Here is a 24661-nt window from a genome sequence, read left to right as displayed (position 1 = left end):
GGGGGTTTCATCCACTTTGTGTCGGGTTTGCCCACCAGCCGGTGGGATCGAGAGGTTCGCTGTTGTGTCGCAGTTCAATATAAAGCGTCGGCTGGGCGTTGCCAGCACTCGTGGTCACCGTTCGTCCAATTGTGCGTGATCCCATTGTGCCCACCGGCTCGCCCATCAGGACGAACTGGCCAATGGAAACGGTCACCGTTTCCAAACCTGCCAAGAGGATCGTATAGCCCTGCCCGCTATTGAGAATGACGATTTGGCCGTAATTGAGGTAGGGGCCGGTATAGAGCACCCAGCCATCGGCCGGCGCCACGACCTGCGCTTCGGCCCGCGTCATCAGCGACACGCCCTGCGAGATGCCGCCAAACCCGTCGCCCGCCCCGTAATCGACGACCTTGACCCCGTTGGCGGGCAAGGTCAGGAACCCCTTGGCACTGGCAAAAGGCACCGCCGGCTCGGTGCGGGCCGTGTTGGCAAGCGCGGTCTGGACCGCTTCGGGAGTCAGCACCGCATCCTCTCCCTCGACCTGGGGTGGTGTCGGGCCTTCCTCGATGCGGGCCGAAAGCTGGTCGATCAGTTCGCGTAGCGTTGTCGCGCGCGCGGCCAGCGCCATGGCTTCCTGTTCGGTCGCCTCAAGATCGGCCGACACAGCAGCAATGCCCTGGCTGCGCGCGGCAATAAGCGTGGCGATGCGCAATTGCTCTTCCTCGAGCACGGAATAATTGGCGCGCAGCGCCGCTTCTTCGGCGAGGGCTGCTTCCTTGATCTTGGTGAGTTCCTGCAGATCAGCGGTCACCGCGTCGGCTTTGGCGCGCAGCTGGGGCACGATCGCGGCGATCAAAATGGCGGAGCGGGCGGAGCCCAGCGCATCGGCGGGATCAACAATGAGCGCGGGTGGGGGATTGAGCGAGATACGCTCGAGCGCCGCCAGCACATTGGCCATTTCGGCATCGGCACCATCGAGCCGGCCGCGCACTTCGAGCTCCTGCACAATCAGGCCCGACAGGCGCTCCTCGATATCGGCCACTTCGATTTCGGCCAGCTTGACGCGCTGGGCTGCGGCGATCAGCGCGGCATTTTGCTGGGTGCGATCCCCCTGCATGGCGGCGATTTCGGCGCGCAACTCGTCGGCGCGCTCCTTGCTCATGGTGATCGAGGCTTCGAGCTTGGCGAGTTCGGCCTGAGTGGTCACCGGATCAGGGGGCAGCTCGGCAGGCGGTGGGGGCACGGCGGCGGGATCAACACCCAGTTTCGGCGTAGTTGGCGCGGCAGGAAGCGCCGCGTCGGGCGCAGCTGGGGGGACTGGCGGGGCTGCGCCGGGCGCAATATCGGTGGGGGCAGCCGGAGGGGCATCGGTGGGCAGCGCCGGGGCAAGCTCGCCCTGGGGCGCCGGGCCCTGCGCCAGCAGCGACGGGGCCGGGGCCAGTGCTGCGGCGACAACTGCCAGCACCACACCCCATCTCGCGCCGGAGGAAACCGACATTGACTCTCCTAGCTCGCTTGCCCCTGGGGCGAATCACTTGGCTGCACCATAGCAAGCCCGACAAAAAACGCAGGTTAACACTGCTTAAGGAATGCGGGTCTCAGTCGCCGCGGTGATAGGGGTGGCCCGACAGGATCGTGGTCACCCGGTAGAGCTGCTCGGCCAGCATGATGCGCACCAATTGGTGCGGCCAGGTCAGGGGGGAAAAGCTCAGCACCAGATTGGCAGATTTGACGAAATCGGGATCCAGGCCATCGGCGCCGCCCACCACAAAGCTGACGGCGGGGCGCCCCTCATCGCGCCAGCGCCCGACCAGGGCGGCAAAGGCTTCCGAGCCAATGGATTTGCCGCGCTCGTCCAGCGCAACCACGACGCCAGCGGGAATGGCGGCGCGGAGGGCGCGGGCTTCTTCGCTTTTGCGGGTGGCGGCGGCCGATGCGCGGGACTCTGTCAGCTCGGTCACGTCAAAGCCCGTCAGCGCCAGGGGCTTGCCGCTACCGGTGGCGCGATCAAGATAACGGCTGACCATTTCGCGCTCAGGCCCCGCCTTCATCCGCCCCACGGCGGCGATGCTCATGCGCATGGGGCCATTCCGCCGGGCAAGGCGGGCAGATGCGAAGGAGCGAGGGGGGGAAGTGGCCGAGGCATAGAGAAGTCCATTGAGGCATTGGGGCGGTCAATGGACCAGTACCAAGGCGGGGTAATGGCAGCATGAAGGAGTTTCGCTCGGCCAGCGCTGGCGGCTGCGCGGCAAAGCCACGCACCGCTCGGGCAAGCCGAACTGGGCTGGCCGAGCGATCTCGGCCAGCATGAGCGGGATTGGTCCGGCTTAGTGAGCGTCGGCCGCGAAATCGGCCTGCCACATCTTTTCGATGTTGTAGAACTCGCGCACTTCGGGACGGAAGATATGAACGATCACATCCCCAGCATCCACCAGCACCCAATCGCAATGGGGCAGGCCTTCGATGCGCGGCTTGCCATAGCCAGCTTCGCGCAAGGCGGTAACCAGCTGATCGGCCACGGCGCCCACATGGCGCTGGGAGCGACCAGAGGTGACCACCATATGGTCGGCCAGGGATGACTTGCCGGTGATATCGACGGCGATGGTTTCCTCGGCCTTGGCATCGTCAAGGCATTCCAGCACGACATCGATCAACGCGCGCGTTGGCGCGGTTGGCGGCGTGGTCTGGGACGGGGAAAAGGTGTTGGGCAGCGTGGCCATCAGCAATGGCCTCCCGCCCATGCTCGCAGGGCATGGGTCATGCGTTGGGTCAGCATCCTTGGTTGTTGATCGGAATGTGCACGCGTCTTTGCAAACGACAAGCAATCGTTCCTGTTCTCGGGTGATCTATATCACACCGGTCTAATATGCGCTTTTGCAGCCCTGGGTGCAAGGTGGGGTGTTTATTTTGGCGTTTCACGCCCTCGCGCGCGCAATTGCGAGGAAGAAAGCGTGGATTGCTTGCCATGCAAATAAACCCAGGCCGGTGGCGGGCGCAGGGCCAAGGTGCCCGCCTGGCTTTCGGGAATGCGGAAGGGCTGCAGCGCAAGGGCAGCGCGCGAAGCTGGCGCCACCCGATCGGCGCCGGGGCGCACATAAACGGCAATGGGCATGGTGGCGGCAATTTCCGTCCAGCGCTCCCAGCGATGGAACTGGGCGAGATTGTCGGCACCCATGATCCAGACGAAGTGCCGATCCGGCAGGATTTGGGATAAAAAGCGCACGGTCTGCCAGGAATAAGCAAAGCCGAGCGCCGCCTCAAAGCCGGTGACCCTGACGCGTGGATGCGCCAGCACCTGGCGGGCTGCCTCAACCCGGTCGCGGAGGGGCGCGAGTTCAGCGTGGTTCTTGAGCGGGTTGCCGGGGGTGACCAGCACCCAAAGCGCATCGAGCCGCAGCCGCACCAGCATCTGCTGCATCACGAGACGGTGGCCGGCATGCACGGGATTGAAGCTGCCGCCGAACAAACCAATGCGCATGCCGCGCGCGGACGGCGGAATTTCGGTGACGCCGGCAATGCGGAGGGGTGGACGGTGGGTCAATCGACACCGCACCATCGGCCTGGGGCTCCCTCCCCCTTGAGGGGAGGGTTGGGGAGGGGGTGGTGCAGTGGATCACTGATGGACCCCCTCCCCCGGCCCCTCCCCTCAAGGGGGAGGGGAGCAACAAGCTCCGAGGATGGTGCCAAGACCAGAAAGTTCACGGCCGCAGCTGGCCGTTGCCGCGGACGCGGTATTGAAAGCTCGTGAGTTGCTCGACGCCGACGGGGCCGCGGGCATGCATCTTGCCGGTGGCGATGCCGATTTCGCCGCCAAAGCCGAACTCGCCGCCATCGGCGAACTGGGTAGAGGCATTGTGCATGAGGATGGCGGAATCGATGCTGTTGAAGAACAGCTCCACCGCCTCTGGGTCTTCGGCGATGATCGCCTCGGTGTGGTGGCTGGAATAATGCTCGATATGGGCGATGGCCGCCTCGATGCTGTCCACCACTTTAACCGAGATGATGGCGTCCTCGTATTCGGTGCGCCAATCGCTCTCGGTAGCAGGCTTGGCCTCGGGTATCAGGGCGCAAACCGTTGCGTCGCCCCGGATTTCGCAGCCGGCGCCCTGCAGCTCAGCGATGATCGGGCGCAGATGGGTGTCAACCACGTCGCGATGAACGAGCAGCGTTTCGGCGGCGCCGCAAATGCCGGTGCGGCGCATCTTGGCGTTGAGGGTAATTGCAACGGCCTTGTCGAGATCGGCGGAGCGATCGATATAGACGTGCACCAGCCCTTCGAGATGGGCAAATACCGGCACCCGGGCTTCCGCCTGCACGCGGGCAACGAGGGTCTTGCCGCCGCGGGGCACGATCACATCGATATTGCCATCAAGGCCCGCAAGCATCTCGCCCACCGCAGCGCGGTCGGTGGTGGGCACCAGCTGGATCGCCTCCACGGGCAGGCCGGCGAGATGGAGCCCGTCTAGCAGGCAATCAACGATTGCCTGGGAGGAATAAAAGCTGTCCGAGCCGCCGCGCAGGATGACGGCATTGCCAGCCTTGAGGCAGAGCGCGCCCGCATCGGCGGTGACATTGGGGCGCGATTCAAAGATGACGCCAATCACGCCCAAAGGGGTGCGTACACGCTGGATATGCAGGCCATTGGGCCGGTCCCATTCGGCGATGACGCTGCCGACGGGATCGGGTAGCTCGGCAATGGTGCGAACGGCCTCGATCATCGCGTCGATGCGCGTATCGGTCAGCAGCAGACGATCGAGAAAGGCCTTGGAAATGCCCTTGGCCGTGGCGGCTTCCATGTCGCGGGCATTGGCCTTGAGGATCTTGGCGCGATGGGCGTTGATGGCGCCGGCAGCGGTGAGGAGCGCGGTGCGCTTTTGCGCAGGCGTGGCGCTGGCCAGCACCCGGGCGGCGGCGCGGGCATTGCGGCCGAGCTCGGCCATGACGGCGGCGGTGTCGCCCTTAACTTCAGCCAGGCTCATTGACGGCTTCCTCCTTGGCGCCCACCAGCACGAGATTGTCGCGATGCACCAGCTCGGCGCGGTGGCCGATGCCCAGCAGTTCCACCACGGTGTCGCTGCGTTTGCCCATCACCAGCCTGGCTTCGTCGCTGTCGAGCCCCGCAAGGCCGCGCGCGATCTCAAGGCCGTCGGGATCGGTGACGGCAATGGCATCGCCGCGCTCAAAGCTGCCGCTGATCTTGGTGACCCCGATAGGCAGGAGCGAGCGGCCGGTGCGCAGCGCGCGCACGGCACCGGCATCCACCTTTAGCGTGCCCGCGACATGCAAGGTGCCCATGATCCAGCGCTTGCGCGCCTGCCCGCGGCTTTGGGCGGGAGCGAAGAGCGTGTGGCGCGCGCCTTGCGCCAGGGCGCGCAGCGGATGGGGCTCGGTGCCCTTGGCGATGATCATAGCGGTGCCCGCCTGAGTCGCGATCTTGCCGGCTTCCACCTTGGTGGTCATGCCGCCACGCGAAAGGTGACTGGCGGCGCCCCCTGCCATGGTTTCGATGGCCGGCGTGATGCTGGGAACGATCGGCAGATGGGTAGCACTCGGGTCCTTGGCGGGCGGGGCGGTGTATAGCCCGTCGACATCCGATAGGAGCACCAGGCACTCGGCCTCGATCATGGTGGCAACGCGCGCCGACAGGCGATCATTGTCGCCATAGCGGATTTCGGCGGTGGCGACGCTGTCGTTTTCGTTGATGATCGGCACGGCCCCGAGGGTCAGCAGGGTCGTAACCGTGGTGCGGGCATTGAGATAATAGCGCCGCTCTTCGGTAATGTTGGGGGTGATGAGGATCTGGCCGGTGACGATGCTGTGCCGGCCGAGCGCCTCAGCCCAGGCCTGGGAGAGCGCGATCTGGCCGGCGCTGGCGGCAGCCTGGGATTGCTCGAGGGTGAGCACCGGCGCATCGAGACCCAACAACCCCCGCCCCAAGGCAATAGCGCCCGAGGACACGATGACGATCTCGGTGCCGGCAGATTTAAGCTCGGCGAGATCATCGGCGAGGCTCGCCAGCCACTCCGAGCGTAGTTGGCCGGATTTGTCGACCAAGAGGGCTGAGCCGATCTTGACGGTGAGGCGCTTGAAGGGGGCAAGGGGGTTCATCGTGCGACGCCCTCGTGGTTCGAGGCTCGCCATGGGGCTCGCACCTCACCATGAGGGCTACCGGAGCAACTCGCAAACACCAGCGCCCTCCTCACCGTCATTTTAGGGGGCCCAATGGGGTTCTGCCTTGCGCCGGGCGGCTTCCGCCTTGGCGGCCTTTTCTTCGTCTAGCACGCCGATGACGCGATAAAGCACGGTGTCGACGCCCTGCCCCGTCACCCCCGAGACCTGGAGCACCTCGGCTTGGCTCAGCTTTTTCAGGAGCTTGACCTTTTCCTTGAGGTCGTCGGGCTCGATCGCATCGACCTTGTTGAGCACGACGATTTCGGGCTTGTCCCCCAGCAGTTCGTCATAAGCGGCCAGTTCGGTGCGAATGGTCGTATAGGCGGTCTTGATGTCGTCCTGGGTGCCATCGATGAGATGGATCAGAACGCCACAGCGCTCGATATGGCCCAGGAAGCGGTCACCGATCCCCGCCCCTTCGCTGGCCCCTTCGATTAGGCCGGGAATATCGGCCAGGACGAAATCGCGCTCGCCGATCGAGACCACGCCGAGATTAGGATGGAGCGTGGTGAAGGGGTAATCGGCAATCTTGGGCTTGGCGGCGGACACGGCCGCAAGGAAGGTGGACTTGCCGGCATTGGGAAGGCCGACGAGACCGGCATCGGCGATCAGCTTGAGGCGCAGCCAGATCCACTTTTCCGTGCCTTCCTGGCCCGGATTGGCGCGGCGGGGCGCCTGGTTGGACGAGGTCTTGAAATGGGCATTGCCAAAGCCGCCATTGCCGCCCGACAGCAGCACGACGCGCTGGCCGACCTCGGTCATGTCAGCGATGAGGGTTTCGTTGTCGTCTTCAAAGATCTGCGTGCCCACGGGAACGCGCAGGATCGTATCCTCGCCATCGGCGCCGGTGCGCTGCTTGCCCATGCCATGGGTGCCGGTCTTGGCCTTGAAATGCTGCTGGTAGCGGTAATCGATCAGGGTGTTGAGTCCATCCACGCATTCGATGATCACATCGCCGCCGCGCCCGCCATTGCCACCATTGGGGCCGCCGAATTCGACGAATTTCTCGCGCAGAAACGATACGGCGCCCGCGCCGCCATCGCCCGAGCGAACATAAACCTTGGCTTGATCAAGAAACTTCATGGCTTGTGCGCCTTCCAGACGCCCTGCGTCAATTGAGTGTCGATATGCTCCACCTCGGCCTTGCGTGCAAGGCATAGGAGGCGGGAACGGCCAATCTCGGTAAAGCCGAGCTTGCGCTGGATCGCCAGCGAGGCCGCGTTGAAATGAAACACGCCCGAATACACGACCGGGGCGTTGGTTGCGGGGAAGAACCAGTCAAGGCTCGCCCGCACTGCCTCGGTCATGATGCCCTGCCCCCAAAAGGGGCGACCGAGCCAGTACCCTATAATGGGGCCTTTGGGGCCAAGATGAAAGCCCACATGCCCCGCCAAACCAAATCCGGGCAGGTCGATGGAGAAATTGGTGTCCTCCAGCGGCATCACCGGACGGCGCGTGCGCAGCCACGCCTTGGCATCGCTGACGCGATACGGGTATGGCACCCGCGCGAGATTACCCGACACCGCGAAATCGTTGAGATAGCGCGCAATCAACTCGGCATCTTCAGGCACTGGCTGGCGCAGCGTAAAGCGCGCGGTTTGCAGGGTAAGGGTCATTGGGCCATGCTCGAAAAATGATCGTGCATCATTGCGGCAAGTCCTGGCCGAGGAGCACGACGGGTTGACCCACCAGCGTGCCCGTTTCTTCGAACGCCTGCCCCAGTTCAACAAAGCCGACCTTGCGCAACACCGCGAGTGAGGCGCTGTTGCTGACGAGAGCCCGGGAGCGGAGCGCGGTAAAGCCGGCCTGCTGTGCGGTCTGCACCACTGCCCGCGCCGCTTCCGTGCCATAGCCTTGTCCCCAGAAGGGCTCGCCCAACCAATACCCCAGTGCGGGGGGTTGTCCGTCCAGCAGATGCAGCCCGATCGTGCCGATGAACCGCCCCTCGAGCTCGATCGCCCAAGCCCATTCTTCAGCACTACGGGCAAGCTCCTCGACAAAAAAGACCGCGTCGCTTTCCCCGTACGGATTGGGAAGGCGGGTCAACACAGCAAGAAGGCGAGGGTTATTGGCCAGTTCTGCAATGGCGGGCACATGCGCGAGCGCAGGCGTGGTCAGCACCAGCCGGGTGGTGGTGAGGGTCGCCGGAAGACGCTGACGTGGGCTGTCCATGTTGGGCTCCGAAAAAGCAAAAAGGGGAACCGGCGGACCGGTTCCCCTGTGCTTAGCTGTTGCGGCAGCGCCGAGGGACCTGTCCCCCGGCAGCTTGCGTGCAAACGGCCGGTTCTTACTCGGCGGCCAACGCCGGCTCGACCGACACGAACACCTGCGACTTGGCGCGGGTGCGGAAGGCCACCTTGCCGTCAACCAGAGCATAGATCGTGTGGTCCTTGCCCAAGCCAACACCAGTGCCGGGGTGCCACTTGGTGCCGCGCTGGCGGATAATGATGTTGCCGGCGATCACTTCTTCGCCGCCAAACTTCTTGACGCCAAGACGGCGTCCGGCGGTATCACGACCATTGCGGGATGAACCGCCTGCTTTCTTGTGTGCCATGGTGCTTGGTCCTTATTCCTGATCGGCCTTGGGAGCGGCCTTTTTGGCCGCAGTCTTGCGGGCCGGCTTTGCGGTTTCGCCAGCGGCGTCGTCGGCAGCAGGGGCTGCGGCGGCCTTGCGCGAGCTCTTCTTGGCGGGCGCGGCGGCCTCGGCCTCAAAGGTCTCGACAGCCGGGATGCCCGCCTGGTTCTGCTCGCCAGCCGGTGCGGCTTCGCTCACGCTGGGTGTTGCCGTTTCGGTACGGGCCGGAGCTGTCAGGTTCGGCTGGGCGCCACCGGTCAGGATCTCGGTGATGCGCACGGTCGAGAGCAGCTGGCGGTGGCCGTTGCGGCGACGGTAATTGTGGCGACGGTTCTTCTTGAAGATGATGACCGTCTTCTGCTTGCGCGTTTCCAGCAGTTCGGCAGCAACAATTGCGCCTTCCACCAGCGGAGCGCCAACTTCGCCATCAACCATCAGCACCTGGTCAAAGGTCACGATGGTGCCGGCTTCGGCATCGAGCTTTTCGATCTTCAATACGTCATTGGCGGCAACTTTGTACTGCTTGCCACCGGTTTTGATCACTGCGAACGTCATTCATCAACCGGGTGCGTCAAACATCCCGGTCCCTGTTGTCGCGCTTTGCGGCGCCGCGACTATTCCCCTGGGCGTTACACCCGGTGTCGCGGTCTTCATGCATGCCGGCGATCAAACCGGCGGGGAAGCCTTAAGCAGCGTTTTCAAACCAAAGCAGCGCACCGGTTTGAGCCGGCGCGCATCGGGTTGTGCTTATCATGGCAAATAACGGCAGAGTCAAGGCTTGCGGGGCGGCCTCACGCCGCCTCTTCCCCTTCGGGATACCAATTGGCCCGGCGCACTTCGACGCCTTCCTCGACCGCCGCTTCAAAGGCATCCAGATCGCTGCCGCGGTGGTGATAGGGATACACAATGCCCGGCTTGAAGGTGTTAACGGCCTCGGCGGCCTGCTCGGGCGTCATCGTATAGGGCAGGTTCATCGGCAGGAAGGCGACGGCGATGTTTTCGAGCGCCAGCATTTCGGGCGTGGGCTCGGTGTCGCCGGCGACATACACGATGTCGTCCCCAAACTTGATAAGGTAGCCGTTGCCGACGCCTTGCGGGTGGTACTGCAGCCGGTCGGGCGAGGTGTTGTAGGCCGGGATGGCCGCGACGGGCAGACCGTTGAGCGAGCCCTCGTCGCCATTGGCCAGCGCCGTGGCATTAGCCTTGAGCGCCTCGGGCAACTTGTCGAACACTTCCTGGGTGGTCAGGATCGGAATGCCGCCGCCTGCAATGGCTTCGAGGGTGGGCACGTCGAAATGGTCACCATGGCCATGGGTGATCAACACCGCGGTTGGTGCGGGCAGCTCGGCGTAAAGCTCGGCACCGCCCACGGGATCCACATAGATCACCTGGTCGTCATAGCCGAGCACGAGGCTCGCATGGCTCACGGGATGGATGATCACATCGCCGCCCGAAGTCGCCATGCGATCGCCATCAAGCGTGCCTGCTTCCTGAGCGAAAGCCGGAGCCAACGCCCCTGCCGCCCATGCCACCAGCGGCAACGCCGCCATTCCCGCCATCACTTCCCGCCGCTTCGCCATTCGCCGTCTCCCTTGGGTTCGTTGTCGAGCCTCAACGTGAGGGGTAGCCGATTTGTTCGTTTCCGCACGACAATTTGAGCTAGATGCCGGAAACCCGCCGGCGCTCATGGATGGAGCCTAGCGGGAGTAACGCATCTCGGCCAAGTCGAGGTCACGAATGAGTTGCCGCGCGACTTCGCTTTTGAGCTTGCCGGTGCGCAGGCGCTGGCGGATTTCGGCGCGCTCGGCCCGCAAGGCGACAAGAACCAGCTCTTTTTCCACCCGCTCGTATTCGCTGCGCGAAATATCGAGCGCTTCCAGCTGCGAGTGGCCATCGAGCCGGCGCTGGTAGAGCTCGGCGAGCCGGTTGCCGACCGCCGCATAAACCGGGGCGTCGCTGCGCTCCTCGGGCACCTGGTCCAATGCCTTGCTTAGGGCCGCCAGGGCGGCGTCCGCCGCGGCACTGCGCGCATCGTCTTCCTGGGCCCGCGCACCCGATTCGGCCGGGACATCCAGATCGCGCAACAGGATGGGCAAGCCGATGCTGGCCACGATCAGGGAGGTGATGATGACGCCCATGGCGAGCAAGATCGCCAGATCGCGGGCGGGAAAGGCCGCCCCATCCAGCGTCGTGAGCGGCAGGGTCAGAATACCCGCCAGGGTAATGGCGCCGCGCACGCCGGCGAAGGACATGGCGGCGACCACACGCCAGTTGGGCGATTTGCGCGGCCCGGGCCCGCGAAAAAGTGTCAGCCGGAACGATACCCAGACCCAGGCGAAGCGCAAGGCGGCGAGGCCGGCATTGATCGCCACGATGTAAATGGCGAGCCACCAGACTTCCGCATGACCAGTCAGAGCCACGGTTTCATGCGCCGCGCGGGCGATGCCGGGCAGTTGCTCGCCCAGCAGCACGAAAATCACGCCATTGGCGGCGAACTGGATCATGTCCCACACGGCATTTCGTCGAATGCGGGTGGTCGCGCGGGTGCGCCCCGACGCCTCGAGCAGGCTCATGGTCAGCCCCGCCGCTACCGCCGCAAGGATGCCCGAGCACTGCATATGTTCGGCGGCGAGATAGGCGGCAAAGGGGATGAGGAGGCTCACCAAGACCTTCGAGCCGGTGTCCTCACCCCAGCGCCCCGAGACCCGATCCTGGAGCCGGGTGATGAGCCAGGTCACGCCCACGCCGATGGCGATGCCCCCGAGCGCCAGCCACAGGAAGGTCAGCCCGGCATCATAAAGCGAGAAGGTGCCAGTGAGGGCCGCGGCAATGGCAAAGCGCAGGCAAACCAGGCCCGATGCATCATTGAGGAGGGATTCGCCATCCAGGATGTGCATCAGGCGCTTGGGGATCGGCACGCGCTGGGCAATGGCGGACACGGCGATAGGGTCGGTGGGCGACAGCACGGCGGCCAGAGCAAAGGCCACCGCCAGCGGCATGGCGGGGATCAGCCAATGGATGAAAAAGCCCATGCCCACCACAGTAAAGACCACCAGCCCGAGGGCCAGTTCCAGCACGGTGGAGGCGTCCTTGAGCAGATCTTCCTTGGGAATGCGCCAACCATCGAGAAACAGCAATGGCGGCAGGAAGAGGAGGAAGAACACGTCCGGATTGATCGTGATCCCCTGCCGCGTGCCGATGCTGAGCACCGCGCCAAAGGCAATCTGCACCAGGGGCACGGGAATGGGCCAGGGCAGCGCACGCGAGATGGCCCCGCTCAGCACCACGGCTAGCAATAGAACAAGGACTAGGGTGACGTCTTGCACAGCCTTGGCCTTTCCCTGACAGGGGCGAACGTCGCCGCCCCGACCCGCGTTGCACCAAAGGAAAGGCAAACGCACTGCCGGGCGGGCGCCCAGCCCATTTCGGCGGCAGTCCTTAGTGCCCCGTGAGTTGAATGGCTTGGTGTTTAGCGGATGGGGTGTGGCGAACTCCATCGGTTTGCTGCTTGCGGGGAGCAGAAGCACCACATAGGCTCCCCTTGCCGGACGAACACACAAGATGTCGCCGGCGACCCGTAACGGGAGGAACCCATGGATAGACGCAGTTTTCTGATGTCTTCGGTGGCGCTCGGCGCGCTGGCCGTTGCCAGTCCTGTCTTGGCGCAGGACCAATTGACCATTCTTGGATCGGTGCCCAACCTGGGCTTTCCGTTCTTTGTGCATATGCTCAACCAGATCAAGGCCGAGGCCGGCAACCAGGGTGTCGCGGTGATCGAGAGCGACGGGCAAAATTCTGCGCCCAAGCAGACCGCCGACATTGAATCGGCCATCGTGCAGCAGGTGGATGCAATTGTCATTTCGCCGCTGGACGTCAATGCGCTGGCGCCCGCCATCGAGCAGGCCATTGCCGCCAATGTGCCGGTGGTGACCATCGACCGGCGAGTCGACGGGGTGGAAGGCATTCTGGCCCATGTGGGGGCCGACAATGTCAAGGGCGGCGAAGCCGAAGCGCAGGCCGTCGTGGACGCCTTCCCCGATGGCGCGACCATCTTCCACCTGCAGGGCCAGCCGGGCGCCGGTCCCGCCATCGACCGCAACAAGGGCGTGCACAACGTGCTTGATGGCATGGCCGACAAGTACAAGATCGTCTTCGAGCAAACCGCCAATTTTGCCCGCGACCAAGGATTGGCCGTGACGGAAGCCGGGCTCGCGGCCAATGGCAAGCCCGATGCGATCATCTGTGCCAATGACGACATGGCGCTGGGGGCGCTCGAAGCCTGCGCCGCTCGCGGCTTCACCGACGTCAAGATCTATGGCTTTGACGCGCTACCCGAAGCGCTGGCTTCGGTGCGCGACGGGGGCATGGCCGGCACGGTCGAGCAGTTCCCCGGCGAGCAATCACGCGAGGCGGTCAAGATCGCGGTGGCCTATGCCAAGGACGGAACCGAGCCGGCCGAAACGCTGGTGCTGCTGACCCCCGTGGTCATCACCCAGGCCAATCTGGACCAGGCCGAGCGTATCGGCGAAGCCGGCTAAGCCGCATCCCGCCGGCCGGGGGCGAGGAGGCGCCCGGCCGGTTGCTTGCGCCAGACCCAGGAGGACAGGCCGATGGCAGCTCTTGCCACGTCACAGCCGTCGACGCCGCCCCTGCTCGAAGTGATGGGGGTATCAAAGCATTTTGCCGGTGTCGCAGCGCTCAGTGATGTGTCGCTAGATGTGCGCCCGGGCGAAATCCTGGGGCTTTTGGGAGAAAACGGCGCTGGCAAATCGACCCTGCTCAAGATCCTCTCGGGCGCGCAGCCGCCCTCGAGCGGGCGCATCGTTTTTGCCGGACAGGATTATCGGCCCGCAACGCCCCAGGCGGCTAAGCGCGCCGGGATTGTGACGATCTACCAGGAACTGAGCCTCATCCCGACGCTGTCGGTGGCCGAGAACATCTTTATCGGTCGCGCGCCGGTAGGCCCCCTGCGGATCATCGACTGGCGCCGCATGCGCCAGGAAACCCGCAGCATCATCGCGCGGGTGGGGCTCAGCATCGACCCCGATACGCCGGTTTCGGCGCTGTCGGTAGCCGAGCAGCAATTGGTCGAGATCGCCCGGGCGCTGTCGCTCGAAAGCCGACTGATCATCATGGATGAGCCGACCTCGGCCCTGACCGAGACCGAGGTCAGCCAGCTGCTCGCCATCATGGCCCGCCTGCGCGAGGAAGGCGTCGCCATCATGTTCGTCACCCACCGGCTCGAGGAAGCCTCGGCCATTTGCGATCGCATGACCGTGCTGCGCGATGGGCGACTGGCGGGCCACTTGCTGAGGGAAGGCGGTCCGATCCCCCTGCCCCGGATCATCGAGAAAATGGTGGGGCGCGCGGCCTCCGAGCTTTATACGCGGCCGGCGCAGCGGCATGCCGCGGGCCAGGTGCGCCTCAGCGTGCGCGGCTTGCAGACCATCCGCGATCCCGAAGCGCCCCATGCCATCGTGCTGGCAGGCATCGATCTTGATCTCAAGGCCGGCGAGATCCTGGGGGTGGCGGGGCTGGTGGGCTCGGGCCGGACCGAGCTGGCGCGGGCCGTGTTCGGGGCTGATCGCATTGCGGCGGGAACGATGACTCTGGACGGGCAAACCATTGCCCCCGCCTCACCTGCCCACGCCATCGCGCTGGGGATCGGGCTCGTGCCCGAAGACCGCAAGCACCAGGCCATCTTTCCCATTCTCTCGATCCTGCAGAATTTTTCCATCGCCACGCTTGAGGCTTATTCCAATCGCCTGGGGATCATGACCGAGCGGCGCGAACGTCAGGCCTTGGGCGAGTTCAAGAAAATGCTCTCGATCCGCATGGCCTCTCCCGACCAGCCCATTGCCGGACTTTCGGGCGGCAACCAGCAAAAGGTGATCCTGGCGCGCTGGCTGGCGCGAGACCCCAAGGTGCTGATCGTCGATGAGCCCACAAGGGGGGTGGATGTGGGCGCCAAGGCCGAGGTGCACCAGATCCTCGTGCAACTCGCGGCGCGCGGGATCGCGGTGATGGTAATTTCATCCGAGCTCCCCGAGATCCTCGCGGTCAGCGACCGCATCGTCACCATGCGGCAGGGGCGCGTGAGCGGCACGATGCTCGCCAGCGAGGCGAGCGAAGAAAAGCTGATGGCGCTGATGGCGCTCGACCAGCCAGGGGGAGAACACCAATGAGCAGCACGACCCAGCCAGTTCGGCGCAGCGGCCCTAATGGCTTTGCCATTGCCAAGCGCTTTGGTCCCCTGATCTTTCTCGTGGCGCTGATCGTGGTGTTCACCGCCATGAAGCCCAGCTTCATCGACCCCATCAATGTCTTCAACATCATGCGGCAAATCTCGATCACCGGGCTGATCGCGCTGGGCATGACCTTCGTCATCCTGACCGCGGGGATCGATCTCAGTGTCGGCTCGCTGCTGGCGTTCTGCGGCATGATCGCCGCCGTGGTGGCCAAAGGGGGCACGGCCAATTCGATGTCGCTGTCCGCTTCCGGATCTTCGGGGTTCGGCTGGTTTGCGGCGCTGCTTGCCGCGCTTGTGGTTGGCGCCCTGTGCGGCGCGGTGCAAGGGCTGACCATCACCCGGCTCAAAGTGCCGCCCTTCGTCGTGACGCTGGGGGGCCTCACGATCTTTCGCGGGCTGACGCTCACCGTGTCCAATGGCGGGCCCATATCGGGGTTTGATCCGGCCATGCGCTGGTTCGGCACCGGCCTTGTGGGCCCCGTCCCCGTGCCGGTGATCATCTTTGCGGTGGCGGCGGTGCTGTGCCATCTGGTGCTGCGCTATACCCGCTATGGCCGCTCGGTATATGCGGTAGGCGGTAATGCGGAGGCAGCGCGGCTGTCGGGGTTGCGGGTCGATCGCATCCTTGTTTCGGTTTACGTGATCGTGGGGTTCTTCTCGGGCCTTGCCGCCTTCGTGCTGGCGGCAAGGCTCAATTCGGCCGAGGCGGTGGCGGGGGCCGGCTATGAGCTGACCGTGATCTCGGCCGTGGTGATCGGGGGCACGTCGCTATTTGGCGGCATCGGCAGCGTGGGCGGCACCGTGATCGGGGCGGCGCTGATCGGGGTGCTGCAGAACGGGCTGCAGTTCAACAATGTCTCGTCCTACACCCAGAGCATCGTGATCGGGCTGATCCTGATCCTAGCCGTGGCGTTTGATCGCTGGCTCAAATCGCGGGCGCGGCTCTAGGCAGGCTCAGTCCGGGATGGGCAGGACCATCTGCTTGGGTGTGGCGGTGTTGCTGGGAGGCGTGAAGGCGGAGATGGTGACGCCCAGAAGGCGCACGGGTTTTCTGGGCGGAAAGGTCTGCGCCAGCAATTCGTCCACCGCTTGGGCCAGTTCGGCAGCGCTGCTGACCGGCTCGGGCCGGCTTCTGGCACGGGTAATTTGCTCGAAATCGGCGAACTTGACCTTCAAGGTGACGGTGCGGCCATAAAGCCCGCGCTTTTCGCCGCCCGCCCAGACCTTGTTGATCAGCGGGCGCGTCAGGGTACGCGCTTCATCAAGGGTGGTGATGTCCTGCCCGAACGTGTCCTCAGCGCCAATGGACTTGCGCTCGCGATTGGGTTTGACCTCGCGGTGGTCGACTCCCTGGGCGAGGTCGAACCAATATTGGGCCGAGCGCCCGAAATGGGCGACCATCTCGTCCATGCTCAAGGCGGCAAGATCGGCCCCGGTCATGATGCCGAGCCGGTGCATGCGCGCCGCGGTCGCGGGCCCGACGCCATGGAATTTTTCGATCGGCAGGGCGGCCACGAACTGGGCACCGCGCTCGGGGGGGATAACGAAATAATTGTTGGGCTTGCGGTAACCCGAAGCAATCTTGGCGAGGAACTTGTTGTAGCTGATCCCCGCCGAGGCATTGAGGCCGGTGACTTCCTTGATCCGGCTGCGGATCGTATTGGCGACATCCCGCGCGAGGGTAATGCCCTGCTTGTTGTGGGTGACATCGAGATAGGCCTCGTCCAGCGACAGCGGCTCGATCAGATCGGTATGCGCGCGAAAGATCTCGTGGATCTGGGCGGAGACCGCGCGATAAACGTCAAAGCGCGGGGGCACGAAGATGAGCTCGGGGCATTTGCGCATCGCCGTGACGGAAGCCAGCGCCGAATAAACCCCGAAGGCCCGCGCTTCATAGCTGGCGGCCGCCACCACACCCCGCGCGGCGCCATGACCCACCGCGACCGGCTTGCCGCGCAGCTCGGGATTATCGCGCTGCTCGACGGAGGCGTAGAAGGCGTCCATATCGATATGAATGATCTTGCGGATGCTCACGAGGACGGCCTTGTTTCACCTGCCGAGCATAGGGGCGGAGCGGTCAGCCGGTGTCAGCAGACTGACCATGGCTATTTTGCCCACATGTTGCGCATGCGCGCGCCAAGATCGGCCTGCACCGGCGTGGGGGTAAACCCATCAGGCTGATAGGGCTTTACCGGGGGCCATAAAATATCTTCGAAACTGCCTAGCGTCGCGCGGGGAATGAAGCGGGTGCGTTGGGCGTACAGATGCCGGTCGCCATGGCGCGACTGCTGGGTGACGTAAAACCGTTGTGGCACCAGCAGATGCAGCTCGTCGCGGGCCCGGGTCATTGCCACGTAAAGCAGGCGCCGCTCTTCTTCCAGTTCATGGGTGCTGCCGGTGCCCAGATCGGAGGGAATGCAGCCATCCACCACATTGAGCACATGCACCGCCTTCCATTCCTGCCCCTTGGCCGAATGAATGGTGGACAAGATGAGGTAGTCTTCATCGAGCAGCGGCACCCCCGCCTGATCGCTCGTCGCCTCGGGCGGATCCAGCGTCAGATCGGTCAGGAACCGCTCGCGGCTGGGATAGCCTGCCCCGATCTGCTCGAGTTGAACGATATCGGCCTGCCGGATGCTGGCATCCTCATAGGTGTGCTCCATGAGGGGCTCGTACCAGAGCCGGGCATAGCCCAGCTCGGCCGGCCAGCCGGCATCACGCCGGGAGAGGCGAGTGACGAGTTCCACGAGCTCCTTCCAGCCCTGACCCGAGCGCGGAGGTTGGGGGATTTCTCCCAGAGCCCAAACGGGATCGGGCCCGGTCGCCAACGCATCGAGCACCTTGCCGGCGGCCGCAGGGCCAATGCCCGGCAGCAGCTGGAGCACGCGGAACCCGGCCACCCGGTCACGCGGATTTTCCACCCAGCGCAGCAGCGCCAGCAGGTCCTTGATATGGGCGGCGTCGAGAAATTTGAGGCCACCGAATTTGACAAAGGGGATGTTGCGGCGCGTGAGCTCGATCTCGAGCGGGCCGGAATGGCTCGAGGTGCGAAACAGCACCGCCTGCTGCTTGAGCAACACGCCGCCTTCGCGCGCTTCGAGCACCTTTTCCACGACGTAGCGCGCCTGGTCAGCCTCGTCGCGCACGGTGACGAGCAGCGGCTTGGCCTCGGACTGCCGCTCGGTCCAGAGATTTTTGGTGAAGCGCTCGCTGGCCTGCTCGATCACCGCATTGGCTGCGGCAAGGATCGGCTGGGTGGAGCGGTAGTTGCGATCAAGGGTGACGATGTCGGCCGCGGGCGAAAAGGCCGTTGGGAAATCGAGGATGTTGCGGACGGTCGCGGCGCGGAAGGAATAGATCGACTGGGCATCGTCGCCGACGACGGTCAGCCCCTGCCCCTGCGGCTTGAGGGCGAGGAGGATCGAGGCCTGTAGCTGGTTGGTGTCCTGATATTCATCCACCAGCACATGATCGAACCGGCTGGCGAGATTGGCTGCGATGGCCGGCTCCTCCATCATCCCGGCCCAATACAGCAGCAGGTCATCGTAATCGAGCACGTTCTGCCCCTGCTTGGCCGAGACATAGGCGGCAAACAGGGCACGCAGCTCGCTTTCCCACATGGCGCACCAGGGGAAAACGGTTTTGAGCACCTCGGCCAGATCACCCTGCGCGTTGACCACACGCGAATAGATAGCGAGGCACGTGCCCTTGGTGGGGAACCGGCTCTTGGCGCCGCTCAAGCCCAGATCGTGGCGCGCGAGGTTCATGAGATCGGCGGAGTCATCGCGATCATGGATGGTGAAGGCAGGGTCAAGCCCGATCTGGACGGCGTGTTCGCGCAGGAGACGCGCGCCGATGCCATGAAAGGTGCCGGCCCAGGCGAGAGCATCCCCGGCCCCACCCGTATTGGTACCGAGGACGCGCGCCAAGATCCGTTCGACTCGGCGGGTCATCTCGCCGGCGCCACGCCGTGAAAAGGTGAGGAGGAGGATACGCCGGGGATCGGCACCATTGACGACAAGATGGGCGACCCGATGGGCCAGCGTATTGGTTTTGCCTGAGCCAGCGCCGGCAATCACCAGCAGCGGCGAGGAGCGATCAGCCCCAACCCCATGCTCCACCGCCCGGCGTTGCTCGGGGTTCAGGGTCTCCAGATATGAGGTATCGAACGCCACGAATCGCAAGGCTCCAGCTAGGCGGGCACCGAACCGTATTCCTGTTTTGTTCGCAAGAGCCGTCGCCAAGATGTCGCGGAAGCGCCGGCCTGTCGCGCTAGCCGAGCGTGTAATCGAACCAGATGTGATGCAGCTCCGCATCAATGCTGATGCCGCCCGAGCCGGTGATGCCCGCCAGCTCCCCGGTGCCACTGCCCTCGACAATGGCGAAGAACTCGTTGGCTCGATCGCTCCCCTGGGTGGCCGCCGAATGAAGGAAGTTGAAGCTGCCCCGCTTGTCGCCCAAGGCACCTTCAAAACTCTCCATGGCGAGGTACGACCCCACGCCCGAGACGCGATCAAAGGCGAAGGTGAAGATCGTGGTCGAGCGACCGCTGACCTCGCCAGTGTAGAGCTTTTCCATCGTGCTGACCCCCACGGGCAAGCCGGTGACCACCGCGTCTGGCACGGCCAGCTCTGCCTGCTGGAATCCCGAGACGGCGAATGTTCCACTGACCTTCATTCCCAACCTCCCCTGCGGTTCTGGTTGCTATCATGCATGAGAACATTCAAAGAACAATACCGAGGCGGCCGGGAGGTTCATTTGCCAGGCGCGGGTTCCCGACACCGGCATATTGCGGACATGGTTTATCCTCATGGGAACGCACAACCGGGGAAAAACCCGCCCGATCGGGTGTGACCTGCCGCGCGAGGCGACTATGGTCGCGCCAGCCGAACCCAAGAAGAAGAGCCATGGCCGAACTCGACACCCGCATTGCGGCCCAGATCGCCACCGAAGTGGGGGCTCGCCCGGCCCAGGTTGGTGCGGCGGTGGAACTGCTCGATAGTGGCGCCACGGTGCCCTTCATCGCGCGCTACCGCAAGGAAGTGACGGGCGGGCTTGATGACACGCAGTTGCGGCTCCTCGCCGAGCGGCTGACCTATCTGCGCGAACTCGAAGCGCGGCGGGCGGCGATCCTCAAATCGATCAACGAGCAGGGCAAGCTCACCCCCCAGCTCACCGCCTCCATCACGGGCGCGGCGACCAAGGCGGAACTGGAAGACTTCTACCTGCCCTTCAAGCCCAAGCGGCGCACCAAGGCGGAGATTGCGCGCGAGCGCGGGCTGGGGCCATTGGCAGAGGCCATTCTCGCCAATCGCAACGCCGACCCGGCAGCGCTGGCACAAGCTTACCTCAACGAACACGTACCCGGCACCAAGGAAGCGCTGGACGGCGCGCGCGATATCGTGGTCGAGGGACTGACCGAGAACGCCGGCCTGCTCGGGCAATTGCGCAGCTATATGCGCGAGAAGGCGATGCTGAGCGCCAAGGTGCTCAAGGGCAAGGAAGAGGCCGGGGCCAAGTTCTCGGACTATTTTGCCCATTCGGAACGCTGGAACAAGGTCGCCGGCCACCGCGCGCTGGCGATGATGCGGGGTCGCGACGAAGAATTTTTGAGCCTCGACATCGAGGTGGACGCGGACCTGCCCGACCCAGTCAAGCCCGCCGAGCGACTGGTGGCGGGCGCGCTCAAGGCGCAGGGCAATGGCGCCGGCGACCACTGGCTGCGCGAGGTTGCGGGCTGGGCCTGGCGGACGCGGCTGCGTGCGTCCTTGTCGGTGGACCTGATGGTGGAACTGCGCGAGCGGGCTGAAGCCGAGGCCATTTCCGTGTTTGCCCGCAACCTCAAGGACCTGCTGCTCGCGGCACCCGCTGGCGCTCGGGCCACGATGGGGCTCGATCCCGGCATCCGCACCGGGGTCAAGGTCGCGGTGATCGACCCGACCGGAAAGGTGCTCGATACCGCAACGATCTACCCGTTCCAGCCGCGCAACGACGTGGTGGGGGCGCAAGCGGCCATCCAGGCGCTGATCCAGAAGCACCGGGTCGAACTGGTCGCTATCGGCAATGGCACCGGCAGCCGAGAAACCGAAAAGCTCGTGGCCGACCTCATCGAACGCCTGCCGGCGCCCAAACCCACCAAGGTGATCGTTTCGGAAGCGGGGGCTTCGGTTTATTCGGCCTCCCAGCTTGCAGCGACCGAGTTCCCCAATCTCGATGTGTCACTGCGCGGGGCGGTGTCCATTGCGCGGCGCCTGCAGGATCCGCTGGCCGAACTGGTCAAGATCGAGCCCAAGGCGATCGGGGTCGGACAATATCAGCACGATGTCGACCAGAACCGGCTCGGGCGCTCGCTCGATGCGGTGGTGGAAGACGCGGTGAACGCGGTGGGGGTCGATCTCAACACCGCTTCGGCGCCCCTCCTTGCGCGGATTTCGGGCCTTGGTGCCTCGGTTGCCGAAGCCATTGTCACCTATCGCGATGCCAATGGGCCGTTCCAATCGCGCAAGGCGCTGCTCAAGGTGCCGCGGCTGGGCCAGCGCACTTTCGAGCAAAGCGCGGGGTTCTTGCGCATCACCGACGGCACCGAGCCGCTCGATGCGTCCTCCGTTCACCCTGAGGCTTATGGCGTGGCGCGCCGGATCGTTGCGGCCTGCGGGCGGGATTTGCGCACGCTGATGGGGGACAAGGCGGCGCTAGCGGGGCTCGATCCCAGGAGCTTTGTCGATGAGCGGTTCGGGCTACCAACGGTGCGCGATATCCTGGCGGAACTGGAAAAGCCCGGCCGCGACCCGCGCCCGGCGTTCAAGACCGCGACCTTTGCCGAAGGCGTGGATGACATCAAGCATCTCAAGCCGGGCATGATGCTGGAAGGCACGGTGACGAATGTCGCCGCCTTCGGCGCCTTCGTGGATATCGGCGTGCACCAGGACGGGCTGGTGCATGTTTCCCAGCTGGCCGACAAATTCGTCAAGGACCCCCATGAGGTGGTCAAGGCGGGGGACGTTGTGAAGGTGCGGGTGGTGGAAGTGGACCTGCCGCGCAAGCGCATCGGACTGACCATGCGCAGGGATGGCGAGGCCGCCGCGCCGCGCGAACGTGGTCGCGAGCAGCCAATGCGCCCCAGCCAGCGCCCGCCGCAGGAGGCCAAGCGCAGCACCGGCTCGCTGGGCGACATGCTGAGCGCTGCGATGCGCAACAAGAAGTAGCGCGCCGACTGTGAGCCGGCGGCTAAATCAGAACAGCCGCCGGCGGGCGCGGCTACCAGCCGAAACAATGGGCACTACCGCAAGCAGGATCATGCCGACCATGCCCCCGATCGCCAGGAACCCGGCGGGGGTAATCTCGGCATCGACCTCAAGGCTTGCCCGGCCCCAGGCCCAACGGACGCGGGCCCGCGCCGGCGCATTGGGTGTTGCCCGAACCGGCACGAGCTTGCCGGCAGCCTCCTCGTCCATGATGAACTCCGTTGCTGAGAAAAGGAGCCGGGCACAGGGGCCCGGCCCATGCTGGCGTCAGGCGATGCCGGCGCCGCCGGTGACGCCAAACACTTCGCCGGTGATGTAGCTGGCTTCCTGGGACGCGAGCAGCACATAGATCGGGGCCAGCTCGACGGGTTGGCCCGGGCGGCCAAAGGCGCTGTCCGAGCCCATCTGCATGACCTTTTCTTCGGGCTGGCCGCCGCTCGACTGCAGGGGCGTCCAGAACGGGCCGGGGGCCACGGAATTGACCCGCACGCCGTTCTCGATCAGCTGCTTGGAGAGGGCCTTGGTATAGGCGACGATGCCGGCCTTGGTGGTGGCGTAATCAAGCAGGATGGCCGAGGGCTCATAGGCTTGGATGGAGGCCGTGGTGATCACGGCAGCGCCCGGCTTGAGATGCGGCACGGCTGCCTGGGCGATCCAGTGCATGGCGTAGAGATTGGTCTTCATCGTCTTGTCGAAATCGGCCGAGGTGACCTTGTCAATCGACTCGCGGTTCTGCTGCCGGCCGGCATTGATGACGAGGATATCGAGTCCGCCCAGCCCCTCGACGGCCTGGCTCACCAGCTGCTGGCACCAGTTTTCATCGGTGATGTCGCCGGGAAGCGCGATGGCCTTGCGCCCTTCGGCTTCGATCAGCTTGATCACCTCCTGCGCGTCGCTTGACTCGGCCTCAAGAAAGGAGATGGCGACATCCGCGCCTTCGCGGGCATACGCGATGGCCGCGGCCCGGCCAATGCCGGAATCGCCGCCAGTGATCAGCGCCTTGCGGCCCTTGAGCTTGCCCGAGCCCTGATAGGAGCTTTCGCCATGATCGGGCACCGGATCCATTTTGGCGGCCAGACCAGGGATGGGTTGCGGCTGGCGTGGGAACGGGGGCTGGGGATATTGGCTGCGCGGGTCCTGCATGGTGAGGCGATCGGTCATGGCTCTCTCTCGAAGTGGGATGCCATGACCAACGACGGGTGCGGGCGTGAGTTCCGCGGCAGAAGCGCGCTACAGCTTGCGCGGCTGATAATCTTCGGATCGAAAGTTCCGGGCAGACGCGGTGCCTGCCCGGGTGAGTTGCTTAATAGAGAACGTTCTGCGCTTCGGGCTGGTCGATATTGTCCTTGGTGACAAGGACGACGCCGGTATCGATCTGCTCCTCGAGGGTTTTGCCGCCCAGAAGATCGAGCACGGCCTGCACGCCCAGCTCGCCCATCTGATAGGAGCCCTGGACGAGAATGCCCGAGAGCGTGCCGTCCTTGACAAAGGCCTGGAGGTCCTCGTTGCCGTCAAAGCCGATGGCTGTGAGCTGGCCGGCCTTGCCGGCCTGCACGATGGCGCGGCCCATGCCGATGGCGGTGGGCTCATTGGCGCCAAAGATCGCCACCAAGTCGGGATTGGCGGCCAGCACGTCGGTGGTCTGGTTGAGCGCGGTGGCCATCTGGGACTGGGAGTAATAGGGGCCGACGATTTCGAGCTCGCTATTGCCCTTGAGATATTCGGTGAAGCAGCCGACGCGGCCGATTTCCGAGCCAACACCGGCGACATAAGACATGACGGCAACCTTGCCGGTGGTGCCGGCGCCATCGATCACGGCCTGAGCGGCCATCTCGCCGGCCTTGCAGTTATCGGTGGAAAGGAACGTCTGGTAGAGGCCTGCGCCGCTTTCGCCCAAGGCGGAGTCGATGATGGCGACGGGAATGCCCGCTTCGTTGGCGCGGCGCACGACCGGCACCAGTGCTTCGGGGTCGGAAGGGGCTAGGACGATGCCCGCGACCCCGCGATTGACCGCGTTTTCCACCAGGTTAACCTGGTCGGCCACGGCGGCTTCCGAAGCGGGGCCGTCAAAGCTCAGCGTGTGCTCGGAATTGCCTTCGAGTGCGGCGGCAGCGCCCTTGTTGACGTTCTGCCAGAAGTCCGAGTTGGTGGTCTTGACAATCACCGCGATTTCGCCGGCCGAAGCGGCGGCGATGGTGAGGCAAAGCGCGGATGCGACGGTGCCAAGCAGGAGACCTTCGGCATTGTCGATGCGGTCACGCGCGGCGGCCCGGCAGCAGCCACCAATATCCTCGTCTACAAGGTTTACCAGGAAGGCTTTGTGCAGCTGAACCTGGGTTCATCGGCCGCCCAGTCGGTGGTGCTGATGATCGTGGCGATTGCCTTCACCGTCCTGCAGTTCCGCGCCCTTGAGCGCAAAGTCAATTACGGGGTCTGAGC

23 protein-coding genes and 1 pseudogene are annotated in these 24661 nt (G+C 64.6%); 5 read left to right on the top strand and 19 right to left on the bottom strand.

What is annotated here, in order from left to right:
* Positions 1-7: 7 nt before the first annotated feature.
* The 13 genes from AC3YMN_RS00420 to AC3YMN_RS00360 all read right to left on the bottom strand — a co-directional run bounded on the left by AC3YMN_RS00420 (position 8) and on the right by AC3YMN_RS00360 (position 12054).
* Positions 8-1480 (bottom strand): murein hydrolase activator EnvC family protein, encoded by a 1473-nt coding sequence (locus tag AC3YMN_RS00420; protein WP_489888507.1) that lies wholly within the window; start codon positions 1478-1480, stop codon positions 8-10.
* Between the two features lie 100 nt (positions 1481-1580).
* A complete protein-coding gene (rlmH, locus tag AC3YMN_RS00415; protein ID WP_489888506.1) occupies positions 1581-2063 on the bottom strand; it encodes a 23S rRNA (pseudouridine(1915)-N(3))-methyltransferase RlmH in 483 nt (160 codons plus the stop codon).
* 246 nt (positions 2064-2309) lie between these two features.
* Positions 2310-2702 carry a ribosome silencing factor gene (gene rsfS, locus AC3YMN_RS00410; protein WP_172124527.1) on the bottom strand — a complete coding sequence of 131 codons (393 nt, stop codon included), beginning with the start codon at positions 2700-2702 and terminating at the stop codon, positions 2310-2312.
* Positions 2703-2884: 182 nt separating this feature from the next.
* Positions 2885-3523, bottom strand: coding sequence for a nicotinate-nucleotide adenylyltransferase (locus tag AC3YMN_RS00405; protein WP_489888505.1), 639 nt, complete (start codon positions 3521-3523; stop codon positions 2885-2887).
* 157 nt (positions 3524-3680) lie between these two features.
* Positions 3681-4961: a glutamate-5-semialdehyde dehydrogenase gene (locus AC3YMN_RS00400; protein ID WP_489888504.1), complete on the bottom strand. Its 1281-nt coding sequence runs from the start codon at positions 4959-4961 to the stop codon at positions 3681-3683.
* Positions 4948-6090 carry a glutamate 5-kinase gene (gene proB / locus AC3YMN_RS00395; protein WP_489888503.1) on the bottom strand — a complete coding sequence of 381 codons (1143 nt, stop codon included), beginning with the start codon at positions 6088-6090 and terminating at the stop codon, positions 4948-4950. Before proB ends, AC3YMN_RS00400 begins: the two co-directional genes overlap by 14 nt.
* 102 nt (positions 6091-6192) lie before the next feature.
* Positions 6193-7236 carry a GTPase ObgE gene (obgE, locus tag AC3YMN_RS00390; RefSeq protein WP_489888502.1) on the bottom strand — a complete coding sequence of 348 codons (1044 nt, stop codon included), beginning with the start codon at positions 7234-7236 and terminating at the stop codon, positions 6193-6195.
* The gene (locus tag AC3YMN_RS00385) at positions 7233-7769 is read right to left on the bottom strand and encodes a GNAT family N-acetyltransferase (RefSeq protein ID WP_489888501.1); all 537 of its coding nucleotides are present in this window, start codon (positions 7767-7769) and stop codon (positions 7233-7235) included. Before AC3YMN_RS00385 ends, obgE begins: the two co-directional genes overlap by 4 nt.
* 28 nt (positions 7770-7797) lie before the next feature.
* A complete protein-coding gene (locus tag AC3YMN_RS00380; protein ID WP_127754224.1) occupies positions 7798-8325 on the bottom strand; it encodes a GNAT family N-acetyltransferase in 528 nt (175 codons plus the stop codon).
* A gap of 115 nt (positions 8326-8440) precedes the next feature.
* Positions 8441-8707: a 50S ribosomal protein L27 gene (rpmA, locus tag AC3YMN_RS00375; RefSeq protein ID WP_127754225.1), complete on the bottom strand. Its 267-nt coding sequence runs from the start codon at positions 8705-8707 to the stop codon at positions 8441-8443.
* Positions 8708-8719: 12 nt separating this feature from the next.
* Positions 8720-9283 carry a 50S ribosomal protein L21 gene (gene rplU, locus AC3YMN_RS00370; protein WP_127754226.1) on the bottom strand — a complete coding sequence of 188 codons (564 nt, stop codon included), beginning with the start codon at positions 9281-9283 and terminating at the stop codon, positions 8720-8722.
* A gap of 236 nt (positions 9284-9519) precedes the next feature.
* Complete coding sequence (locus tag AC3YMN_RS00365; protein WP_489888500.1) at positions 9520-10308, bottom strand: MBL fold metallo-hydrolase; 789 nt, start codon at positions 10306-10308, stop codon at positions 9520-9522.
* 117 nt (positions 10309-10425) lie between these two features.
* The gene (locus tag AC3YMN_RS00360; RefSeq protein WP_489888499.1) at positions 10426-12054 is read right to left on the bottom strand and encodes a Na+/H+ antiporter; all 1629 of its coding nucleotides are present in this window, start codon (positions 12052-12054) and stop codon (positions 10426-10428) included.
* A 267-nt stretch (positions 12055-12321) separates the two neighbouring features.
* Here AC3YMN_RS00360 and AC3YMN_RS00355 point away from each other — a divergent pair, with 267 nt between their 5' ends.
* The 3 genes from AC3YMN_RS00355 to AC3YMN_RS00345 all read left to right on the top strand — a co-directional run bounded on the left by AC3YMN_RS00355 (position 12322) and on the right by AC3YMN_RS00345 (position 15926).
* Entirely contained in the window at positions 12322-13266 is a 945-nt protein-coding gene (locus AC3YMN_RS00355) for a substrate-binding domain-containing protein (protein ID WP_127754229.1), read from the top strand.
* A 72-nt stretch (positions 13267-13338) separates the two neighbouring features.
* The gene (locus AC3YMN_RS00350; RefSeq protein ID WP_489888498.1) at positions 13339-14913 is read left to right on the top strand and encodes a sugar ABC transporter ATP-binding protein; all 1575 of its coding nucleotides are present in this window, start codon (positions 13339-13341) and stop codon (positions 14911-14913) included.
* Positions 14910-15926: an ABC transporter permease gene (locus AC3YMN_RS00345; RefSeq protein WP_489888497.1), complete on the top strand. Its 1017-nt coding sequence runs from the start codon at positions 14910-14912 to the stop codon at positions 15924-15926. Before AC3YMN_RS00350 ends, AC3YMN_RS00345 begins: the two co-directional genes overlap by 4 nt.
* A 6-nt stretch (positions 15927-15932) precedes the next feature.
* On the opposite strand, the gene dinB is transcribed toward AC3YMN_RS00345, so the two are convergent.
* The 3 genes from dinB to AC3YMN_RS00330 form a co-directional block, all read right to left on the bottom strand.
* Entirely contained in the window at positions 15933-17012 is a 1080-nt protein-coding gene (gene dinB, locus AC3YMN_RS00340; protein ID WP_489888496.1) for a DNA polymerase IV, read from the bottom strand.
* 71 nt (positions 17013-17083) lie between these two features.
* Positions 17084-19153, bottom strand: a complete 2070-nt coding sequence (locus AC3YMN_RS00335) for an ATP-dependent helicase (protein ID WP_349236723.1) — start codon at positions 19151-19153, stop codon at positions 17084-17086.
* Positions 19154-19250: 97 nt separating this feature from the next.
* Positions 19251-19655 carry a DUF3224 domain-containing protein gene (locus AC3YMN_RS00330; RefSeq protein WP_489888495.1) on the bottom strand — a complete coding sequence of 135 codons (405 nt, stop codon included), beginning with the start codon at positions 19653-19655 and terminating at the stop codon, positions 19251-19253.
* Between the two features lie 230 nt (positions 19656-19885).
* Between AC3YMN_RS00330 and AC3YMN_RS00325 the strand changes: the two genes are divergently transcribed.
* Complete coding sequence (locus AC3YMN_RS00325; RefSeq protein ID WP_489888494.1) at positions 19886-22183, top strand: Tex family protein; 2298 nt, start codon at positions 19886-19888, stop codon at positions 22181-22183.
* Between the two features lie 27 nt (positions 22184-22210).
* Here the strand turns inward: AC3YMN_RS00325 and AC3YMN_RS00320 are convergent, their stop codons facing one another.
* From AC3YMN_RS00320 to AC3YMN_RS00310, 3 genes are all read right to left on the bottom strand, one after another.
* Positions 22211-22432 (bottom strand): hypothetical protein, encoded by a 222-nt coding sequence (locus AC3YMN_RS00320; protein WP_127754235.1) that lies wholly within the window; start codon positions 22430-22432, stop codon positions 22211-22213.
* A 57-nt stretch (positions 22433-22489) separates the two neighbouring features.
* Entirely contained in the window at positions 22490-23383 is an 894-nt protein-coding gene (locus tag AC3YMN_RS00315; RefSeq protein WP_172124557.1) for an SDR family oxidoreductase, read from the bottom strand.
* Between the two features lie 142 nt (positions 23384-23525).
* Positions 23526-24452 (bottom strand): ABC transporter substrate-binding protein, encoded by a 927-nt coding sequence (locus AC3YMN_RS00310; RefSeq protein ID WP_489889177.1) that lies wholly within the window; start codon positions 24450-24452, stop codon positions 23526-23528.
* Between AC3YMN_RS00310 and AC3YMN_RS00305 the strand changes: the two are divergent.
* Positions 24453-24659 (top strand): annotated as a pseudogene (locus AC3YMN_RS00305) (glycerol-3-phosphate transporter permease); the annotation flags it as partial.
* Positions 24660-24661: the final 2 nt, after the last annotated feature.

The sequence above is a fragment of the Devosia sp. Z11_6 genome (assembly GCF_058133665.1).
Note: the sequence above shows the minus strand (reverse complement) of the source record. Positions and strands in the feature narration are given on the sequence as shown.

What these genes read in the sequence shown, in the direction of transcription:
- AC3YMN_RS00320 (WP_127754235.1), bottom strand. Translation starts at nt 22,432, where the DNA reads ATGGACGAGGAGGCTGCCGGCAAGCTCGTGCCGGTTCGGGCAACACCC.
- AC3YMN_RS00365 (WP_489888500.1), bottom strand. Translation starts at nt 10,308, where the DNA reads ATGGCGAAGCGGCGGGAAGTGATGGCGGGAATGGCGGCGTTGCCGCTG.
- AC3YMN_RS00380 (WP_127754224.1), bottom strand. Translation starts at nt 8,325, where the DNA reads ATGGACAGCCCACGTCAGCGTCTTCCGGCGACCCTCACCACCACCCGG.
- obgE (WP_489888502.1), bottom strand. Translation starts at nt 7,236, where the DNA reads ATGAAGTTTCTTGATCAAGCCAAGGTTTATGTTCGCTCGGGCGATGGC.
- AC3YMN_RS00400 (WP_489888504.1), bottom strand. Translation starts at nt 4,961, where the DNA reads ATGAGCCTGGCTGAAGTTAAGGGCGACACCGCCGCCGTCATGGCCGAG.
- rlmH (WP_489888506.1), bottom strand. Translation starts at nt 2,063, where the DNA reads ATGCGCATGAGCATCGCCGCCGTGGGGCGGATGAAGGCGGGGCCTGAG.
- rpmA (WP_127754225.1), bottom strand. Translation starts at nt 8,707, where the DNA reads ATGGCACACAAGAAAGCAGGCGGTTCATCCCGCAATGGTCGTGATACC.
- AC3YMN_RS00420 (WP_489888507.1), bottom strand. Translation starts at nt 1,480, where the DNA reads ATGTCGGTTTCCTCCGGCGCGAGATGGGGTGTGGTGCTGGCAGTTGTC.
- AC3YMN_RS00330 (WP_489888495.1), bottom strand. Translation starts at nt 19,655, where the DNA reads ATGAAGGTCAGTGGAACATTCGCCGTCTCGGGATTCCAGCAGGCAGAG.
- AC3YMN_RS00345 (WP_489888497.1), top strand. Translation starts at nt 14,910, where the DNA reads ATGAGCAGCACGACCCAGCCAGTTCGGCGCAGCGGCCCTAATGGCTTT.
- AC3YMN_RS00315 (WP_172124557.1), bottom strand. Translation starts at nt 23,383, where the DNA reads ATGACCGATCGCCTCACCATGCAGGACCCGCGCAGCCAATATCCCCAG.
- AC3YMN_RS00325 (WP_489888494.1), top strand. Translation starts at nt 19,886, where the DNA reads ATGGCCGAACTCGACACCCGCATTGCGGCCCAGATCGCCACCGAAGTG.
- rplU (WP_127754226.1), bottom strand. Translation starts at nt 9,283, where the DNA reads ATGACGTTCGCAGTGATCAAAACCGGTGGCAAGCAGTACAAAGTTGCC.
- proB (WP_489888503.1), bottom strand. Translation starts at nt 6,090, where the DNA reads ATGAACCCCCTTGCCCCCTTCAAGCGCCTCACCGTCAAGATCGGCTCA.
- AC3YMN_RS00355 (WP_127754229.1), top strand. Translation starts at nt 12,322, where the DNA reads ATGGATAGACGCAGTTTTCTGATGTCTTCGGTGGCGCTCGGCGCGCTG.
- AC3YMN_RS00350 (WP_489888498.1), top strand. Translation starts at nt 13,339, where the DNA reads ATGGCAGCTCTTGCCACGTCACAGCCGTCGACGCCGCCCCTGCTCGAA.
- AC3YMN_RS00385 (WP_489888501.1), bottom strand. Translation starts at nt 7,769, where the DNA reads ATGACCCTTACCCTGCAAACCGCGCGCTTTACGCTGCGCCAGCCAGTG.
- rsfS (WP_172124527.1), bottom strand. Translation starts at nt 2,702, where the DNA reads ATGGCCACGCTGCCCAACACCTTTTCCCCGTCCCAGACCACGCCGCCA.